Genomic DNA, 18,296 nt, shown 5'->3' with positions numbered 1-18,296 from the left:
ACGCGCTGCTCGCGCTGGACAGGAAAATGGCATCCACCTAACGGGAAGCGCATGGACGAAGCGCATCTCCCCGATTCCATCCTTATCGTCGATTTCGGCAGCCAGGTTACCCAGCTGATCGCGCGCCGCGTGCGCGAAGCAGGGGTCTATTCCGAAATCGCGCCATTCACGCAGGCGGAAGAGGCCTTCCACCGGATGAAGCCGAAGGGCATAATCCTGTCGGGATCTCCCGCAGGCGTGCCGGAAGAAGGAAGCCCTCGCGCGCCAATGATGCTGTTCGAGGCGGGCGTGCCCATTCTCGGCATCTGTTATGGCCAGCAGGTCATGAGCCACCAGCTCGGCGGCGAAGTGCGGCCCGGGCACGAAGTCGGTGACGGCGGCGAATTCGGCCGCGCCTACCTCACCGTGACGAAGGATTGCGCGCTGTTCGACGGGCTCTGGAACGTTGGCGAGCGTCACCAGGTCTGGATGAGCCATGGCGACAAGGTCACGCGCTTTGCCCCCGGCTTCGAAATCGTCGCGATTTCGGATGGCGCGCCTTTTGCGGTGATCGCCGACGAAGAACGCAAGTTCTATGGCACCCAGTTCCACCCAGAGGTCGTGCACACGCCCGACGGCGGAAAGCTGCTCGCCAATTTCGTGCACAAGGTCTGCGGTCTTGCAGGCGACTGGACGATGGCGGCCTATCGCGAAACCAAGGTTCGCGAAATCCGCGAACAGGTCGGCGACAAGCGGGTCATCTGCGGCCTGTCGGGCGGCGTCGACAGTTCGGTCGCTGCTATCCTGATCCACGAAGCGATCGGCGACCAGCTGACCTGCGTCTTCGTCGATCACGGTCTGCTGCGCCTCAACGAACGCGAGCAGGTCGAGACCATGTTCCGCGATCACTACAATATTCCGCTGGTGGTGGTGGATGCAGAGGAGCGCTTCATGGCGGGCCTCGAAGGCGTCAGCGACCCGGAAAAGAAGCGCAAGTTCATCGGCGCCGAATTCATCAACGTGTTCGAGGAAGAAGCGAACAAGCTGGGCGGTGCGGATTTCCTCGCACAGGGTACGCTCTATCCCGACGTGATCGAGAGTGTGTCGTTCACCGGCGGGCCCTCGGTCACGATCAAGAGCCACCACAATGTCGGCGGCCTGCCCGAACGCATGAACATGAAGCTGGTCGAACCGCTTCGCGAACTGTTCAAGGACGAGGTCCGCGAACTCGGCCGCGAACTGGGACTGCCGGACATCTTCGTCGGTCGCCATCCCTTCCCCGGACCGGGTCTTGCGATCCGTATCCCGGGCGAGGTCACGAAGGATCGCTGCGATATCCTGCGCAAGGCGGACGCGATCTATCTCGACGAAATCCGCAAGGCCGGGCTGTATGACGCGATCTGGCAGGCCTTCGCCGTGCTGCTCCCGGTCAAGACCGTCGGCGTGATGGGCGACTATCGCACTTACGACAGTGTTTGCGGCCTGCGTGCCGTGACCAGCACCGATGGCATGACGGCCGACGTCTATCCGTTCGACGCCGCATTCCTTACCGGTTGTGCGACCCGCATCGTCAATGAAGTGCAGGGCGTGAACCGCGTCGTCTATGACTACACCTCGAAGCCGCCCGGCACGATCGAGTGGGAGTGACGGGTGACGCGGGACGAGCAGATCGCGAAAGCTGTCGCTCGGCTCGACGTCACCGGTGCCGAGGATCAGGACGCTGCCTGGGCGCAGCTGCGACCGCTCGGCTTCGCAATCGTTCCGTATCTATCGGCAGCCTATCCTGAATTTCGGACATGGCAGGGACGGGCCGCGCTGGTTTACTACGCCACGCGCTACGCTCGTGTTTCAGAGCCAGCGGTCGATCTGGGCCTGACAGCTTTGAACGATCGTTCCTACATGGTGCGGTACAGGGCTTGTGGGCTCCTCGCATACTCGCTTGAAAAGCGGGCGTTGGAGCGGCTTGGGAAGGCATTGGAGGATGATCGCGAATTGGTGGCACAGTCCGCCCAGGCAGCAATCAATGCGATCAGAGCGGGCAATCATCACCTGTTCGCCGACACCGGTCTTTCGGGCAGGACGAGCTGGTCCGTAAATCCCGGCGACATTGCAGTTGGTGGCAAACCGCCTCCTATCCCATCTCGACTGAAGCGGATCGTGCTGGGTATCAGGCCGGCCCGATAGGCAAGTTGGTCACCGGCACGGCATGCAGTTAGACTTGGGATCTGATCCTAGAACGGAGATCCTGCGCCGTACGCAGGATGCACTGGTCGAACGCTTCGGCCATATCGAGCCGCGTCCCGCCTACCAGCGCGATCCCATGTGGGTGCTGGTCCAGGGCGTGATCGGCGCACAGACCAAGAGCGCGCTGTCCAACGCCAACACCGATGCCTTGCTTGCGCGCCATGGATCATGGGAGGGAGTGGCGGCTGCCGATGTGGGCGAGCTGGCCGGGATGCTTCAGACCGCCAGCTTCCCCGAACAGTCCGCCAGGCGCCTGAAAGCCTGTCTCAGCGAAATCATCGCCCAGCGAGGCGCGGCAGATTTGCGCCACCTTTCCAACCTGCCGACCGATGCCGCGATGGCGTGGCTCGAATCATTGCCGGGGGTCGGACGCAAGATCGCGGCGGGCGTGATGAATGTCTCGATCTTCGACCGGCGCGCAATGGTCATCGACGGCCATCATCGCCGGATCATGCAGCGGATGGGGATCGTGCCTGCCAGGGCCGATACGGCGCGAACCTTTGACGCCCTGATGCCGGTCGTTCCGGAAGAATGGACCGCTGCGGTGATGGACGAGCATCACTTGCTGCTGAAGAAGCTGGGGCAGAATTATTGCCGTCCGCGCGCTCCGCAATGCGAGGGTTGCCCGGTGCTTCGTGATTGCAGAACCGGAACCGCGGCCGTGGCCGAACGCTGATCGTGCATGGCAGATTTGCTGGATCGGACCGAAGTCGAAGAAGTCTTCCGCATATTGAGCGAGGCGATGCCCGGGCGCACGCGCACCGCCAAGGGGCCCAAGGGCCAGCCCGATGCATTCCGCTCCTGCATCTCCTGCATGCTTTCGGCCCAGTCGCTCGACCGCAATACGGCCACGGCCGCCCGTGCGTTGTTCGCCTTGGCGACGACACCCGAAGCCATGCTGGAGCTGGCTGACGAGGACATTGCCGCGGCGATCAAGCCGTGCGGCCTCTACAACATGAAGACGCGCAACATTCGCGCTTTTTGCGAAACGCTGATTGCGGCACATGGCGGGCGCGTGCCCGAGACCCGAGAAGGGCTGATGGCGCTTCCGGGAATCGGTCGCAAATGCGCCGACATCGTGCTCAGTTTCACCTTCGGCGCAGACGTGATCGCGGTCGACACGCATGTCCATCGCGTGTGCAACCGCATCGGCCTTGCCAAAGCGAAAACCGCTGACGTTACGGCATCGCAGCTTGAAGCGAGGGCGCCCGACTGGGCCTTGCGAGACGGGCATTTCTGGCTCATTCAGTTCGGCAAGCGGGTGTGCACCAGCCGCGCGCCCAAATGCGAAAAATGTCCCGTCAGCCGGTTGTGCCTCTGGTACGCAAGGCATGGGACGAGGGAACAGGGAGAGGCATCATGAAGACCAAGATCACCGAAATGTTCGGCATCCAGCACCCCATTATCCAGGGCGGGATGCACTTTGTCGGTTTCGCCGAAATGGCGGCTGCGGTGTCCAATGCAGGCGGCCTGGGAATCATCACCGGCCTGACACAGGGCACGCCCGAAAAACTCGCGAACGAAATCGCTCGCTGCAAGGACATGACCGACAAGCCGTTCGGCGTGAACCTGACCTTCCTGCCGACCGTCAACGCGCCGGACTATCCCGGTCTCGTGAAAGCGATCATCGACGGCGGGGTGAAGGCGGTGGAGACCGCGGGCAACAACCCGGCGCAGGTGCTCCCCTTCTTCAAGGATGCAGGGGTCAAGGTCATCCACAAATGCACCAGCGTGCGGCATGCGCTCAAAGCCCAGTCGATCGGCTGCGATGCGGTTTCGGTCGATGGTTTCGAGTGCGGCGGCCATCCGGGCGAGGACGACGTGCCGAACTTCATCCTGCTTCCCCGCGCTGCAGACGAGCTTGAAATTCCGTTCGTATCCTCGGGCGGTATGGCCGACGGGCGCAGCCTCGTCGCCAGCCTCGCCATGGGTGCAGAAGGCATGAACATGGGCACGCGCTTCATCGCGACCAAGGAAGCGCCGGTGCATGAAAACGTAAAGCAGGCGATCGTTGCCGCGAGCGAACTCGATACGCGACTGGTCATGCGCCCGCTCCGAAACACCGAACGGGTGATGACCAATGAAGCGGTCGAACGCCTGCTCGAAAAGGAAAAGCGCCTCGGCGACGACCTCAAGTTCGAAGACATCATCGAAGAGGTCGCAGGCGTCTATCCCAAGATCATGATGGAAGGCGAAATGGACGCTGGCGCATGGTCGTGCGGCATGGTCGCCGGCCTGATCTATGATATCCCGACCTGCCAGGAACTGATGGATCGCATCATGAAGCAGGCCGAAGACATTCTTGCCCGCATGAACGCGATGCAGGCCGCCTGACGGTTAGCGCGCGCATCTGGTTATCGGGCCGGGGGGCTTCCCCCTCCCGGCTCAGCCGTCCGACTTGTCGGCTTCGACACGGGTATAGGGCACGAAATCGCCGAGGAAGATGGCGCCGGTCGTCATCTTGCTCGACGGGTCCATCATCGTCACGCTGTCGAGGCGGCAGATCTGGGTGCCCCAACGCTTGATTACGAGCGTATCGCGATCGTCGAGCCCCTGCGGATATCGCGGGATGTTGACCCAGATCGTCTTGCCGCGGCCATAGACCAGCGCGGTTTCGTCGATGACCTGCATCGCTTCGTTGAACCGTGCCGGGATGCAGCGCTCAGGTTCGCCGGCAACGCGGCCTTCAAGCAGCTTGGCGAGTTGCTGTTCGCCCTTGGTCGGCTCCGGTTTCTCGACGGGTTCTTCCGCCGCTGCCGGCATGGCCGACAGTGCGAGCGCTCCGCCAAGTGCGAGTGCGGTGATTTTCGCGATTCGAGTCATGACAGTCTCCAGGATCTGCGAAATATCATAGCAGCCCCGGCTGAACCCGGCATGACACGATCTGGGAAACCTCAGAGGAAGGCGACGTCCAGATTGAAGGTGCCTACATAGACGCCCTCTGCCTGCGTGCCACTGACCGTCAGCGCCCCGCCGGTCCAGATTTCCTGGGTCGTGCCGGTTGCGATCAGGCCGATCGGCAGGCCGAAGACATTGGTGATCGCCAGCCCGTTGCCATGAACGTAGTTGAGCGTCGCGGTCATCGTTTCCGTCCCGCTCTGGCGCGTCAGTGTCACCGTAGGGTCGCCGGACATTATCATCACCACGCCGATCGGGGCGTGGACGTTGAACAGCGCACGTTTCTGCGAAGATCCGACAATGACGACGTTGCCGACCGTTGTGACCGCTCCTGTCGAGGGGTTGATGGTAACCACGCCGCCCGCCCCGCTCGGCACCATCGGCCCGAAATCGAGGTCCTGGATCTTCTCCAGATCGATCGGCTCGAGCAATTCGACCCGCGCATCAGATGTGGCTGCACCCTGCGCCATCGCCGGTGCGGCGACACCTGCCGACAGGCAGGCGACCGCTTTGGCCAGGTGCCGGGCGACCTTCAAAAAGGTGCCGGAAAGGGATGCATGGTTCATCATCACGGTCGGCGTGATAATCGCCAAACCGCGCAATTAGCGTTTCGTTTCTCGGTTAAGGGCGCGCTAACGCTCTTAGCGGCAAATCGTCAGCGGTGACCGGGGTCTGCGCCTTCGGAAATGTCGGGCAAAGATGCCTGGTCCACGCCGTCTGCCGGGCCGCCCTTCAGCACGAAGCGGCGATCGCAATAACCGCAATCGACATATCCATGCTCGTCGATTTCGAGGTAAATGCGCGGGTGGCCCAATGCGCTGGGCCTGAACCGGTCGCCGCCACGAATCGCATCTGCGCCATCGCAGCTGACACGGCGGGTTTCGACGAGGGTTACTTCGGGCGGAGCGATACTCATTGCGAGCAGTCGCTTATCGCCACTCGCGCCTGCGCGCAACGCCAGATCGCGTCAGTTGTACTGAATATCGATCTGGAACGTGCCGGTATAGGTGCCCGGCGTCTGGTTCGCACCCACCGTCAGCGTGCCACCGACGCGGAACGTAAATATGCCGCTGGGCGAGTTGATGATGAAGCGGCTGTAGCCGGGGGTCTGCTGAATTTGCGTCAGCTCCGGGCTGCCGTTGATCGTCATCGCGCTGATTTCCATGTCGGCGCCCGGGCCGGTCAGGGTCAGCTTGGCGGATGGCGGCTTCTTGATCCGCACGATCCGGCCGAAATCGCCGCTACCGCCGAATACTGCCGGCTGGCAGGCCCCGGTATGGACGATTGCCCCTGTCACGTTGCAGCTGGGATTGGGTGTCGGCACCATGACGATGGTTCCGCCGCCATTTTCGGCAATATCGCCGAAATCCATGTCGCTAACCTTGGTCACGCTCAGATCGCCGAAGATTGCCGTGCGAACTTGCATGCTGGTCTGGCTTTGCGCGCTGGCGGCATTGGGAAAAAGCGCCATTGCACAAAGGCATAGCGCGGCCAGTGCGCGCCCGCACGCCATTCGGCCCCAGCCAAAGCGAGGAGATTTTGCCCATTCCACGGTTTGGCCACTACCACGCCGACAGTTACCAGCAGGGTTAGATTTCATGGTTAATCGTGCTTTAGGAATTGGGGCCCTCTCACATAATCGCTTTACCGCGCCCCCTTGCCCGACTTAGGGCAGGAGCATGCCTAACGACACTGCCCCGCCAGCCATCCAGATCCGCGATCTCGTCAAGCGCTATGCTGCACCGGACGGGGGCGAGGGTAAGTTGGCACTGAAAGGCGTCAGCTTCGACGTCCCGCAGGGCGGCATCTTCGGCCTGCTGGGACCCAATGGCGCGGGCAAGTCGACGCTGATCAACATTCTTGCGGGCCTCGTCACCAAGACTTCCGGGTCGGCAGAGATCTGGGGCTTCGACATCGACGAGCACCGCCGCAATGCCAAGCGGGCGATCGGGATCGTGCCGCAGGAAATCGTCTTCGACCCGTTCTTCACGCCGTTCGAAGTGCTCGAGAACCAAGCCGGTTTCTATGGCATTGCGAAACACCTGCGCCGCAGCGAGAAACTGCTTGAGGCGGTCCACCTTGCCGACAAGCGCGACGCCTATGCCCGCACGCTTTCGGGCGGGATGAAGCGCCGCCTGCTGGTGGCCAAGGCAATGGTCCATTCGCCGCCGATCCTCGTGCTCGACGAGCCCACGGCAGGTGTCGACGTCGAACTCAGGCGCCAGCTGTGGGAACTGGTCACCGGCCTCAACGATGAGGGCGTGACCGTGGTTCTGACCACGCATTATCTCGAAGAAGCAGAGCAGCTCTGCGACGAGATCGCCATCATCAACCATGGCGAACTGATCGCGCACAAGCCGACCCGCGAATTGGTGGGCATGGCCCGCGAGAAGATCGTGCGCGTATCGGTGGACAAGGATATTGCAGGGCCGATCATGGAGCCAGGTTTCGTGAAGGCGGACGTGGTCGATCCGCGCGTGCTCGAAATCACCTACGACAGGGATGTCGCGAGCGCGGGGCAGGTCCTCGCCAAGGTGCAGGAGCATGGCTACGTGATCGAGGATGTAACCACGCGGGAAGCCGACCTGGAGGACGTGTTCGTCCAGCTGACCGCAGCCGGATAGCCGCACTCCGATGGTTGCGCTCTACGACACCATCGGCATCGATTACGCCAATCTGCGCCGCCCAGACCCGCGCATTGCCGCTGCCATCGAGGCTGCACTGGGCGATGCCGAAAGCGTGGTGAATATCGGCGCCGGTGCCGGATCGTACGAGCCTGTCGGAAAAACGGTCGCCGCGGTCGAACCTTCGGCAGAAATGATTGCACAGCGACCGGAAGGCTCCGCACCGGCCTATCAGGGCACGGCAGAGGCGCTGCCCCTGGATGACAAGAGCGTCGATGCGGCGCTTGCCATCCTGACCGTCCATCATTGGGGTGACCTCGCCGCGGGCCTGTCGGAGATGCGGCGGGTGGCACGAAAGCGCGCCGTGCTGCTGACATTCGATCCCGATTGCCGCGATGCGTGGTTGCTCGATTACCTGCCTGCCCTCGCTGAACTCGATGCCGAGCAGATGCCGGCGATGGAGGAATATGTGCGCCACCTGGGGCCCGTCTCGATCACGACGGTCCCGATCCCGCACGATTGCATCGACGGGTTCCTCTACGCGTACTGGCGCAGGCCGCAGGCCTATCTCGACCCCCGCATCCGCAAGGGTAGCTCGTCGTTCTGGAAGCTCGACGGACTGGAAGCGGGCCTGCAGAGGCTCGAAGACGATCTAGCCAGCGGGGCATGGGAACAGGCCCATGCCGAACTGATGTCGGCCGACAGCTACGACGCAGGCTATCGTCTGGTCGTAGCCGAGTTCGACTGACACTTCAGCCCAGCCGGTGCGGACCCAGTCCTGCGTCCCTGACGCGCAGGACGCTCCAGACATGCGGCTCTATCTCTTCCATGTGCGTATTGCAGTTGCGGCACCGTCCCACGTGCATCCCGCCTGCCTTGCGCAGGTTGGTCTTGTCGACCGAATGTCGCCCGAGCGCGCAGGCGAGCATACCAAGTTTCATTATTCGCGACCCTCCAGAAGCCCCCGCCCCTGTCGATCCTGCCTTAGCGCGGGCACGGGCGAACCCCATCGCCAATTCGACGGGCCGTTCTCTGCTTGCCGCACGGTGATGCGAAGGGCATGAAGCGCGGCATGAACGAAGCGAACCACGACGTCCTAATCATCGGCTCCGGTGCTGCCGGCCTCACTGCAGCGCTGGCCCTCGCCCAGACGAAAAAGGTACTGGTGCTGGCCAAGGGATCGTTGACCGGCGGTTCGACGGCATGGGCGCAGGGCGGGATTGCCGCCGTGCTCGATGCTGGCGACACCTTCGACAATCACATCCGCGACACGATGATCGCTGGCGCGGGATTGAACCGGCGCGAGACGGTCGAGTTCGTCATTGAGAATGCGCCTGCCTCGATCGACCGGCTGTGCGAACTGGGCGTGCCCTTCAATCGCGAAGACGGCGACCTGCACCTGACGCGTGAAGGCGGACATAGCCACCGCCGCATCGTCCATGTGAACGATGCGACCGGCTGGGCGGTGCAGGAAGCCCTGCTCAACGCGGCGAAGGCCAATCCCAATATCACGCTGTTGCCGGGGCAGACCTGCATCGACTTCATCACCGGTCGCCACGGCGAGAAGTTTTCGGGCGATGGCCGCGTCTGGGGCGCCTATGCGCTCGACGAGGAAAGCGGCACGGTGAAGAAGCACGTGGCCAAGGCGACGATCCTGGCCGCAGGCGGCGCCGGTCGCTGCTACCTGTTTTCGACCGCGCCGCGCGGCGCGACGGGCGACGGGATTGCAATGGCATGGCGGGCGGGTGCGCGCGTCTCCAATATGGAGATGATGCAGTTCCACCCGACCTGCCTCTACAACCTCGAGGTCAAGAACTTCCTCATTACAGAGGCCGTGCGCGGAGAGGGCGGCCGCCTGTTCAACCCGGTGACGGGTGAGCGGTACATGGAGAAGTACGATCCCGAGCGGCTGGAGCTTGCCCCCCGCGACATCGTGGCGCGCGCGAACGACGACCAGATCAAGCGTTATGGCCTCGACTACGTCCACCTCGACATCAGCCACCAGCCGCCCGAATTCGTGAAAGAGCATTTCCCGACCATCCATGAAAAACTGATGGGCCTGGGCATCGACATGACGAAAGGTCCGATCCCTGTCGTCCCGGCGCAGCATTACACCTGCGGCGGCGTTCTGGTGGATCTCGACGCGCGCACCGACCTTCCGGGGCTATGGGCGGCAGGCGAATGCACCGAAAGCGGGCTGCACGGGGCGAACCGCCTCGCATCGAACAGCCTGCTCGAATGCTTCGTGTTCGGGGAAGCCGCGGCGAAGGACATCCTCGATTGCTGGGACAAGCTCGATGCGCCTCCGCCGATCAAGGACTGGGACGAAAGCCGCGTGACCGATTCCGACGAGGAAGTCGTTATCAAGCAGAACTGGACCGAGATACGCCGCTTCATGTGGAACTATGTCGGCATCGTGCGGACGACCAAGCGGCTGGAACGGGCCGCGCACCGCATCAAGCTGCTGACCGACGAGGTCGAGGATTATTACGGCCACTTCCGCGTCACGACCGACCTGATCGAGCTTCGCAACCTGCTCAAGGCATCGGAACTGATCGTGAAGAGCGCCCTCGCGCGCCACGAAAGCCGCGGGCTGCACTTCACGCTCGACTACCCCGAAACCGATTCCGTCGCGCGCGATACTATCCTTGTGCCCTAGCGGCGGACGGCCCCGGCACCCGATTTCCATTTGTCGGGCATCGTTCGCCGTTCATCGGGCCTGATCGACTTTCGCAGAGCGCAGCCGCGATTGGCAGAGCGCAACTGGTGTTTTTGTCGGCCCCTGCCATCTTCAAAACAGGAGGCGGGCCCGACCCCCAAGCGACCAATCCCTGACAGGGTCCGTCTCCCGATCGACCTATGTAGCCTTGGCACGAGTGTACGGGACTGTGCTCAGCAACCTTGGTCAAAAATGGCCGGTCATCCCTCAAGATTGAAAGGATGATCCTATGACGAATTTTGTAAAGCTCGCCCTCGCCGCAACCGCAATGACAGTTGCCGCTCCCGCCTTTGCCGACGACATCGTCGTGCAGACGAAGCCGCAGATGGACCAGTGGTCCGCGCGGGTCACCAACGAACTCAACAGCGCGCTCGAAAAGGCCGAATGGCACAATGGCGCATCGAAGCCGGGCATCGTGCAACTGCGCTTCACCGTCGACCAGAACGGCAAGGCAGAGGACATCTCGGTCATGCGCAGTTCCGGCAACGATCGCACCGATGACAATGCCATCACAGCCGTCTCGCTTCTCGACAGCCTCGGCGATGCCCCTGTCAGCTCCGTTGCCAACAGGACGTTCCAGGCCAACATAGTGTTCGCCCGCAACGACCTGCAGAAGGTGAACTTCGTGAAGGAACTGCGCCAGAGCGAGCGTGACCGCATGGCACGCGGCGATGCCGAAGAGGTCATCCTGATCGGCGGCTGATCCGGACCCTGTCGGCGGCATTGCTTGCCGTTTCCCGGATAATTCTCCAGACTGACACACAGGTAGAGCGGGCGGCACGATCGCCCGCTCTCTCGTTGCGAGGAACAGGGAAAGGGATGGCATGCCTCAGGTATCGGCGAACGGGCTGAATTTCGAATATGACGAGCATGGCAATGCGGGCGATCCGCCCATGCTGCTGATCATGGGCCTCGGCGCGCAGATGACGCTGTGGCCGATGGAATTCGTCGAAGCGCTCGCCGGGCGCGGCTTCCGCGTCATTCGCTACGACAATCGCGATATCGGCCTGAGCGACAAGCTGCATGGCGAAAAAGTACCCGGCATCGCCTGGCACGTGATCCGCAAGCGGCTCGGTTTCCCGCCGAAGGTTCCCTATACGCTGAGCGACATGGCGGCAGACGGCGTCGGCGTGCTCGACGGCCTTGGCATCGACAAGGCACATGTCGTCGGCGGATCGATGGGCGGGATGATCGCCCAGCTCGTCGCCGTGAACCACCCGGAAAGGGTCAACAGCCTGACCTCGATCTTTTCGACCACCGGCAATCCTAAGCTGCCCCCGGCACAAAAGACCGCGATGCAGGCGCTGACGCAGCGTCCGCAATCTATGGAAGAAGATGTGCTGGTCGAACACGGGATGAAGGTGTCCCGGGCGATCGGCAGTCCGGGCTATCGCCCCGATCCCGAATGGCACCGAGAACGTGTACGCGAGGGCGTGCGCCGGTCGGTCTATCCCGAAGGGATGGTGCGCCAGATGGCCGCGATCATCGACGATGGCGACCGCACGGCGCGGTTGGCCAAGGTCGATGTGCCGACGCTGGTCCTGCACGGCGAAGACGATCCGCTGGTCAGGGTCGAGGGCGGCCGCGCCACGGCAGAGGCCATCCGCGGCGCGAAGATCCGCACGATCCCGGGCTGGGGTCACGATCTGCCGGTGGCGCTCGTCGACACGCTGGCAGACGAGATTGCGGCCCACGCGAAATCGGCAATGGCGACCGCCTGATTCCGGTTTGCGAGGGGTGGGAATCTCTCTCCCCCGCGAATCGGGCAAGGGGCGCTGCCGATCCGAATCGGGGCCAGTGCAGCGTTGAACAGCGTTAACGGACACGGCCCCCGGGCCGATCATCGGGCGTGCCGGTCGAGCGCATCCGGCGAACGTGCCCATGCCATTTGCAGGCAGTTTGAGACCTTCCCCGAGGGCGGCTCCGGATTCGAAAATTGCGCGTCAGGATTCGATTGATTCTCAACCCCTGCACAGCCCTTTTGCCCGCAAAAATTTTTTCACGGATTCATTTAGGGGCTTGCGCAGCGGCAAACCCAAGGATTGTCCACGCGTCGCCCTGTTTTATCAGCGCAACACACCCGATGCTTTCCCCGGAACTTGAAGGTTAATCGCGTTTAACCCTCTTGCGTGCGAGTCCCGTCTGATTCACTATCTAGTGGTTCCAGACGCGGGGGCACACACAAGACCTAGTTATTTGACGCAGAAACACCATATCTGCGGGCAGGGAACGATTCGGTCTTGCGGGTCGCATTTTGTCTGAGAGCTGTGGGCAAAAACGGGAAAACTAATTCACCGTCGACGCCCGGAAATTGCTAGGTGGGGGCATCCCTGCCGAGTCGAACACATACGGAACATCGGCGCTTGGAAGCGGTTGTTCCTCGGGGCAGAACGGAAGCGGGGCAAAAAATGGAATTGAGGACTGGAGACGAAGCGGCGATGGGTCTGGAGCAAGATATTACGAATACGGCCCCGGCACCCGAAGCGCCCACGGCGAAGTCCTCCAAGCCCGCGAAAGGGGCAAAGGCAGTAGGCATGGAACAGGCAGACAAGGGCACGGACGAGCTGGTCGCCGAAAAGGCCGGCGAAGCGCTGGCCGGTGCCATGGCACAGGTCGCGAAATCCGCCGTCGATATCGATTCGAAGAAGATCAACGATCGCCGGTTCAACATCACGATCGATGAATCGCGTGACGAGAACCTGACCGAATTCGGCAAGGAAACCCTGACCGACCGCTATCTGCTGCCCGGTGAACAATACCAGGACCTGTTCGCACGCGTGGCCGATGCCTATGCCGACGATCAGGATCACGCGCAGCGCCTCTACGACTATATTTCGAAGCTGTGGTTCATGCCGGCAACGCCGGTGCTGTCGAATGGCGGCACCAATCGCGGCCTGCCGATCAGCTGCTATCTCAACAGTGTCGAAGACAGCCTCGATGGTATCGTCGGCACCTGGAACGAGAACGTGTGGCTCGCTTCGAAGGGCGGCGGCATCGGCACCTATTGGGGCAATGTCCGCGGCATCGGCGAACCCGTCGGCCTCAACGGCAAGACCAGCGGCATCATCCCCTTCGTCCGCGTGATGGACAGCCTGACGCTCGCGATTTCGCAGGGTTCGCTGCGCCGTGGTTCGGCCGCCTGCTACATCGACATCTCGCACCCCGAGATCGAGGAATTCCTCGAGATCCGCAAACCTTCGGGCGACTTCAACCGCAAGGCGCTGAACCTGCACCACGGCGTGCTCGTCACCGACGATTTCATGGAAGCGGTCCGCAACGGCGAGGAGTTCGATCTCAAGAGCCCGCGTGACGGCAGCGTTCGCAGCACCGTGAATGCGCGCTCGCTGTTCCAGAAGCTGGTTGAAACCCGCCTTGCCACGGGCGAGCCCTACATCGTGTTCTCCGACACGGTGAACCGCATGATGCCCAAGCATCACCGCGAACTGGGCCTGAAGGTCTCGACCTCGAACCTCTGCGCCGAGATCACCCTGCCGACTGGCCGCGACCACCTCGGCAACGACCGTACGGCGGTTTGCTGCCTGTCTTCGCTCAACCTCGAAAAGTGGGACGAGTGGAACAGCGACAAGACCTTCATCGAAGACGTGATGCGCTTCCTCGACAATGTCCTGCAGGACTATATCGACCGCGCACCCGACGAAATGGCACGCGCCAAGTATTCGGCCGCGCGCGAACGGTCGGTCGGTCTCGGCGTGATGGGCTTCCACTCCTTCCTCCAGCAGAAGAACATCGGCTTCGAAAGCCCGATGGCGAAGGTCTGGAACCTGAAGATGTTCAAGCATATCCAGGGCAAGGCTTCGGAAGCATCGATGCTGCTGGCGCAAGAACGCGGTGCTTGCCCCGACGCCGAAGAAATGGGCGCGATGGAACGCTTCAGCTGCAAGATGGCGATCGCTCCGACGGCGTCGATCTCGATCATCTGCGGCGGTGCTTCGGCCTGTATCGAACCGATCCCGGCCAATATCTACACGCACAAGACGCTGTCGGGCAGCTTCATCGTGAAGAACCCGTATCTGGAGAAGGTGCTGCGCGAAAAGTCGAAAGATTCGACCAATGTGTGGAACTCGATCCTCGAGAAGGGCGGTTCGGTCCAGCACCTCGACTTCCTGACGCCGGAAGAAAAGGCGACCTTCAAGACCAGCTTCGAAATCGACCAGCGCTGGCTGCTCGAATTCGCTGCAGACCGTGCGCCCTACATCGACCAGGCGCAGTCGCTGAACCTGTTCATCCCGGCCGACGTCGACAAGTGGGACCTGATGATGCTGCACTTCCAGGCATGGGAGAAGGGCATCAAGTCGCTCTACTACCTGCGTTCGAAGTCGGTACAGCGCGCCGGTTTCGCCGGCGGCGTGGAAGCGGACAACACCAAGGACGCTACCAAGTTCGAACTTCAGGCGGGCGGCGAACAGACCGACTACGAGGAATGCCTCGCCTGCCAGTAAAACGATCGGATCAATTCGATTGCGAAAGGGGGATGTCCGAAGGGGCGTCCCCTTTTTCATTGCCGCTCCCGCTTCGCGCCATGCCTGCAAGCAGACTTAACGAGACGTTAGGCATCTTGCGCTATCCCGGATGCACCGGAATTCGAGCCATTTCTGGCAGGGGTGTCTGCGATGATGAGAACGCGCAAGGTAGAACGTAAACAGACGGAACTGGCGGGGCAGTGCTGCACCAGCCAGGGGCGGCTGTTCGATATCACCGTGCACGACCTCTCGGATGGCGGATGCCGTTTTGCGGATGACGATCCGGCGTTGTTCGTCGGCGCACCGACCAACATCATGATCAATGGCACGGGCCCGCACCGTTGCTTCGTCCGCTGGCGCGAAGACGGGCAGGTAGGCGTATCCTTCGTCCGCCCGATGAGCGGCGACGAGATCGAGCAGGTGCTCAGCGGCAAGATGCCGCCGCGCGCGCCGGTCGAGTCCCTGCCTGCCGAACGGCCAGCCGCTGCACCGCAACCGGCAGCGCCGACCGGCATGGTTCGCCGTTTCTGCTGACCGGTTCTCCGGCCAGGAATCGCAAGAACCCCGGGCGATCCTCATGAGGGGAAGATCGGGCCGGGGCCTTAATGCCGGTTATTCCGGCTTCATATTATCGCTGGTTCAGGCGTTTTCGAGTGTCGCCTTGGTGCCGAGACCGTCCGGGATGCGCACGCCCTCCTTCAGATAGACGCGGTTGTCGTCGATCTTGTCCACGTCGGACATGGCGAGGAAATGGTGCATGTCGTCGCTGCTGTCAGACTTGGTCAGCTTGATCGCGTCGCCATCGACTTCATCGACGGTGCCCACGTGGTTCCCCTTGCAATCTGCGACTTCCATGTGCTCGTTGATGCGGAACTTCTCAAACATAAATTCTCTTTCCGAACGCGCTAATTCGCGTTCTTTTTGAATGGGTTATGTCTATATAACGGCTCGGGGAGGGCATTCGTTCCTCGGCTCGTCGAAGCTCGTGAACGGCTCGTGGAGTGGTAGAAATCGGGCCTATCCACCCGCGCGACCAAACGCGACAATCCAGCGCTTGCCTAATCGCCACCAGCGTGTAGTTGCAATTGCAAATCACTCGCAAACAGGATTCTCTTTACATGCGCAAATGGCACCGCTGGCTGTCGGTATTCTTCGGCATCTTCATTTTCTTCATCGCCACGACGGGCGTGCTCAGCCAGTGGGCGGTGCTGTGGCCGGTGCCCGAGCCGACCGCTGCCGAGCTTGCTGCACAGACCCCGCCGCCGGGATTCGAGTGCCCCGAAGGATGGCGCTGCAGCCCGCCGCGCACCGAAACCGGTCCGCGCAGCCTTGTCGGCTTCTTCCACCACTTGCACTCGGGCGAGGAATTCGGACCCGCCGGCACCGCGATCAGTGTCCTCTCGGGCCTGGCGCTGATGTTCTTCGCGCTGTCGGGCGTGTGGATCTACGTGCGGATGTGGCTCGATCGCCGTCGCCGCGACGCAAAGGACCGATGGTTCTGGAAGTAATCGCCCGCTGACGCAGTGCAGCGCAGGGCGCACAAGTCGCCTATCAGCCCCGCCGTGGAGGTTCGTTTGCGGCGGGGTTGGGGCGCAATTCGCTTCCCAGTGAAAGTGATGCGCCCCTTGCGTGGCTCCCCGGTTACACATGCCTGCCAATCGCCATCGCGGGTGCGGGCCGCCGCGCCCGGGAGGGGTGAAAAGGGGTGGAAAAGACCCCATATAAATTCACCCCTTGCTATCGAATCACAGCCATGATTCATATGCTGGGACTTCACGCGCCAATCAGAAGGACCACAAGATGTCGTTGCTCGAAGCCAGAAAGACCTACAAGCCCTTCGAATATCCGTGGGCGTATGAATTCTGGAAGCGCCAGCAGCAGGTCCACTGGCTGCCCGAAGAAGTCCCGCTGGGCGAGGACTGCCGCGACTGGGCGCAGAAGCTGTCCGAGCACGAGCGCAACCTGCTGACGCAGATCTTCCGATTCTTCACCCAGGCCGATGTCGAGGTGCAGGATTGCTATCACGACAAGTATGGCCGCGTGTTCAAGCCGACGGAAATCAAGATGATGCTGACCGCGTTCAGCAACATGGAAACGGTCCACATCGCGGCGTATTCGCACCTGCTCGACACGATCGGCATGCCCGAAAGCGAATATGGCGCCTTCCTCGAATACGAGGAAATGAAGGACAAGCACGATTACCTGCAGATCTTCGGCGTCGACACGGACGAGGATATCGCCCGCACGCTGGCGGCATTCGGCGGCTTCACCGAAGGCATGCAGCTGTTCGCCAGCTTCGCCATGTTGATGAACTTCCCGCGCTTCAACAAGATGAAGGGCATGGGGCAGATCGTCAGCTGGTCGGTGCGCGACGAAAGCCTCCACTGCGAAGGGATCGTGCGCCTGTTCCACGAATTCGTTCGCGAACGCGACTGCTACACCAAGGCGGTGAAGGAAGACATCATCGACATCTGCCAGAAGTCGGTGCGCCTCGAAGACAACTTCATCGACCTCGCCTTCGAAATGGGTCCCGTCAGCGGGATGACGCCGAAGGAAATCAAGAAGTACATCCGCTACATCGCCGACTGGCGCCTCGGCCAGCTTGGCCTGCAGCCGATCTACATGATCGACGACCACCCGCTACCCTGGCTCGCCCCGCTACTGAATGGCGTGGAGCACGCCAACTTCTTCGAACAGCGCGCGACCGAATATTCGAAGGGCGCGACCAAGGGCGACTGGAACACCGTCTGGTCGAGCTTCGACAAGCGCCAGAAAGCCAAGGCTGCGAACGAGGAAGGGTCCGTGGACGAAGGTCCGGACATGTTCGGCGAAACCTCGGCGCCTGCGAACGGCACTGGAGCCGAAGCGGCGGAGTGAGACTTCGAACAGCCCACCAGCGACAATGTCGCTCGAAAAGAGAAGGGCTCCCTCGGGAGCCCTTTTTCTTTGCATGAACAGAAAAATATGCTCGTTATGCGGCTAATACTTTCAGGCGGGCAATCGTTCGATGGCGGAATGGGTCACCTATTACCTAATTGCTTTGAACGTAATGACTTTCGCGGCCTTCGGTCTCGACAAGAGCTTGGCGGAAGGAGGACGCAGTCGCATAAGCGAGGCGACGCTTCTGAACCTTTCGCTGATCGGCGGCACAGCAGGCGCTTATGCCGGTCGACAAGTGTTTCGCCACAAGACGCGCAAGCAGCCCTTCAGTTCTCGCTTGCACACGATCGCGGTCTTGCAAGTTGTTGCGGCCGGTTTAGCTTCGATTGCAGGGCTGGATGAGGCGACAGAAATGAGAAGATCTGAAGTTGATTCAGATTTACCAGTTCATGCCCAAGATAATTATTAATG

21 protein-coding genes are annotated in these 18,296 nt (G+C 61.7%); 15 read left to right on the top strand and 6 right to left on the bottom strand.

Annotation, left to right across the window (positions count from 1 at the left end):
- The first annotated feature begins 51 nt into the window (after positions 1 to 51).
- Genes guaA through AMC99_RS11220 form a run of 5 tightly spaced genes read left to right on the top strand, consistent with a single transcriptional unit; the run spans position 52 to position 4,557 of the window.
- Entirely contained in the window at positions 52 to 1,626 is a 1,575-nt protein-coding gene (guaA, locus tag AMC99_RS11240) for a glutamine-hydrolyzing GMP synthase (RefSeq protein ID WP_061926596.1), read from the top strand.
- 3 nt (positions 1,627 to 1,629) lie between these two features.
- Positions 1,630 to 2,163: a hypothetical protein gene (locus AMC99_RS11235; RefSeq protein ID WP_061926594.1), complete on the top strand. Its 534-nt coding sequence runs from the start codon at positions 1,630 to 1,632 to the stop codon at positions 2,161 to 2,163.
- Positions 2,164 to 2,197: 34 nt separating this feature from the next.
- Positions 2,198 to 2,899: an endonuclease III domain-containing protein gene (locus AMC99_RS11230; RefSeq protein WP_232301402.1), complete on the top strand. Its 702-nt coding sequence runs from the start codon at positions 2,198 to 2,200 to the stop codon at positions 2,897 to 2,899.
- A 6-nt stretch (positions 2,900 to 2,905) separates the two neighbouring features.
- Positions 2,906 to 3,586: an endonuclease III domain-containing protein gene (locus AMC99_RS11225; protein ID WP_061926590.1), complete on the top strand. Its 681-nt coding sequence runs from the start codon at positions 2,906 to 2,908 to the stop codon at positions 3,584 to 3,586.
- Positions 3,583 to 4,557, top strand: coding sequence for an NAD(P)H-dependent flavin oxidoreductase (locus AMC99_RS11220; protein WP_061926588.1), 975 nt, complete (start codon positions 3,583 to 3,585; stop codon positions 4,555 to 4,557). Before AMC99_RS11225 ends, AMC99_RS11220 begins: the two co-directional genes overlap by 4 nt.
- Positions 4,558 to 4,608: 51 nt before the next feature.
- On the opposite strand, the gene AMC99_RS11215 is transcribed toward AMC99_RS11220, so the two are convergent.
- The 4 genes from AMC99_RS11215 to AMC99_RS11200 form a co-directional block, all read right to left on the bottom strand.
- A complete protein-coding gene (locus tag AMC99_RS11215) occupies positions 4,609 to 5,046 on the bottom strand; it encodes a hypothetical protein (RefSeq protein ID WP_083440157.1) in 438 nt (145 codons plus the stop codon).
- 71 nt (positions 5,047 to 5,117) lie between these two features.
- Complete coding sequence (locus AMC99_RS11210; protein WP_198143523.1) at positions 5,118 to 5,687, bottom strand: DUF4402 domain-containing protein; 570 nt, start codon at positions 5,685 to 5,687, stop codon at positions 5,118 to 5,120.
- Positions 5,688 to 5,776: 89 nt separating this feature from the next.
- Positions 5,777 to 6,037 (bottom strand): zinc-finger domain-containing protein, encoded by a 261-nt coding sequence (locus AMC99_RS11205; RefSeq protein WP_061926583.1) that lies wholly within the window; start codon positions 6,035 to 6,037, stop codon positions 5,777 to 5,779.
- Between the two features lie 51 nt (positions 6,038 to 6,088).
- Positions 6,089 to 6,592, bottom strand: a complete 504-nt coding sequence (locus AMC99_RS11200; RefSeq protein ID WP_061926581.1) for a DUF4402 domain-containing protein — start codon at positions 6,590 to 6,592, stop codon at positions 6,089 to 6,091.
- Positions 6,593 to 6,800: 208 nt separating this feature from the next.
- On the opposite strand from AMC99_RS11200, the gene AMC99_RS11195 reads away from it, so the two are divergent.
- Both AMC99_RS11195 and AMC99_RS11190 read left to right on the top strand, forming a co-directional pair.
- Positions 6,801 to 7,745 carry an ABC transporter ATP-binding protein gene (locus AMC99_RS11195; RefSeq protein WP_061926580.1) on the top strand — a complete coding sequence of 315 codons (945 nt, stop codon included), beginning with the start codon at positions 6,801 to 6,803 and terminating at the stop codon, positions 7,743 to 7,745.
- 10 nt (positions 7,746 to 7,755) lie between these two features.
- Positions 7,756 to 8,493 carry a class I SAM-dependent methyltransferase gene (locus AMC99_RS11190; protein WP_061926578.1) on the top strand — a complete coding sequence of 246 codons (738 nt, stop codon included), beginning with the start codon at positions 7,756 to 7,758 and terminating at the stop codon, positions 8,491 to 8,493.
- 4 nt (positions 8,494 to 8,497) lie between these two features.
- On the opposite strand, the gene AMC99_RS14020 is transcribed toward AMC99_RS11190, so the two are convergent.
- Positions 8,498 to 8,686: a hypothetical protein gene (locus tag AMC99_RS14020; RefSeq protein WP_157058313.1), complete on the bottom strand. Its 189-nt coding sequence runs from the start codon at positions 8,684 to 8,686 to the stop codon at positions 8,498 to 8,500.
- Positions 8,687 to 8,817: 131 nt separating this feature from the next.
- Between AMC99_RS14020 and nadB the strand changes: the two genes are divergently transcribed.
- From nadB to AMC99_RS11165, 5 genes are all read left to right on the top strand, one after another.
- Positions 8,818 to 10,404: an L-aspartate oxidase gene (nadB, locus tag AMC99_RS11185; RefSeq protein ID WP_061927956.1), complete on the top strand. Its 1,587-nt coding sequence runs from the start codon at positions 8,818 to 8,820 to the stop codon at positions 10,402 to 10,404.
- A gap of 289 nt (positions 10,405 to 10,693) precedes the next feature.
- The gene (locus AMC99_RS11180) at positions 10,694 to 11,167 is read left to right on the top strand and encodes a TonB family protein (protein WP_061926576.1); all 474 of its coding nucleotides are present in this window, start codon (positions 10,694 to 10,696) and stop codon (positions 11,165 to 11,167) included.
- 121 nt (positions 11,168 to 11,288) lie between these two features.
- On the top strand, positions 11,289 to 12,185 hold the full coding sequence (locus AMC99_RS11175) for an alpha/beta fold hydrolase (protein ID WP_061926574.1): 897 nt from the start codon (positions 11,289 to 11,291) through the stop codon (positions 12,183 to 12,185).
- Positions 12,186 to 12,872: 687 nt separating this feature from the next.
- Positions 12,873 to 14,924, top strand: a complete 2,052-nt coding sequence (locus tag AMC99_RS11170) for a ribonucleoside-diphosphate reductase subunit alpha (protein WP_061926571.1) — start codon at positions 12,873 to 12,875, stop codon at positions 14,922 to 14,924.
- A 171-nt stretch (positions 14,925 to 15,095) separates the two neighbouring features.
- Complete coding sequence (locus AMC99_RS11165) at positions 15,096 to 15,479, top strand: PilZ domain-containing protein (RefSeq protein WP_061926569.1); 384 nt, start codon at positions 15,096 to 15,098, stop codon at positions 15,477 to 15,479.
- A 105-nt stretch (positions 15,480 to 15,584) separates the two neighbouring features.
- Here AMC99_RS11165 and AMC99_RS11160 read toward each other — a convergent pair whose 3' ends face one another.
- On the bottom strand, positions 15,585 to 15,830 hold the full coding sequence (locus AMC99_RS11160; RefSeq protein WP_061926567.1) for a DUF2171 domain-containing protein: 246 nt from the start codon (positions 15,828 to 15,830) through the stop codon (positions 15,585 to 15,587).
- A gap of 233 nt (positions 15,831 to 16,063) precedes the next feature.
- Here AMC99_RS11160 and AMC99_RS11155 point away from each other — a divergent pair, with 233 nt between their 5' ends.
- From AMC99_RS11155 to AMC99_RS11145, 3 genes are all read left to right on the top strand, one after another.
- Complete coding sequence (locus AMC99_RS11155) at positions 16,064 to 16,453, top strand: PepSY domain-containing protein (RefSeq protein WP_061926565.1); 390 nt, start codon at positions 16,064 to 16,066, stop codon at positions 16,451 to 16,453.
- A 292-nt stretch (positions 16,454 to 16,745) separates the two neighbouring features.
- Positions 16,746 to 17,822: a ribonucleotide-diphosphate reductase subunit beta gene (locus tag AMC99_RS11150; RefSeq protein ID WP_061927954.1), complete on the top strand. Its 1,077-nt coding sequence runs from the start codon at positions 16,746 to 16,748 to the stop codon at positions 17,820 to 17,822.
- 130 nt (positions 17,823 to 17,952) lie between these two features.
- Positions 17,953 to 18,294 (top strand): DUF1294 domain-containing protein, encoded by a 342-nt coding sequence (locus AMC99_RS11145; RefSeq protein WP_083440155.1) that lies wholly within the window; start codon positions 17,953 to 17,955, stop codon positions 18,292 to 18,294.
- The last annotated feature ends 2 nt before the right edge of the window (positions 18,295 to 18,296 follow it).

It is taken from the genome of Altererythrobacter epoxidivorans (genome assembly GCF_001281485.1).
Classification (GTDB): domain Bacteria; phylum Pseudomonadota; class Alphaproteobacteria; order Sphingomonadales; family Sphingomonadaceae; genus Erythrobacter; species Erythrobacter epoxidivorans.
Note: the sequence above shows the minus strand (reverse complement) of the source record. Positions and strands in the feature narration are given on the sequence as shown.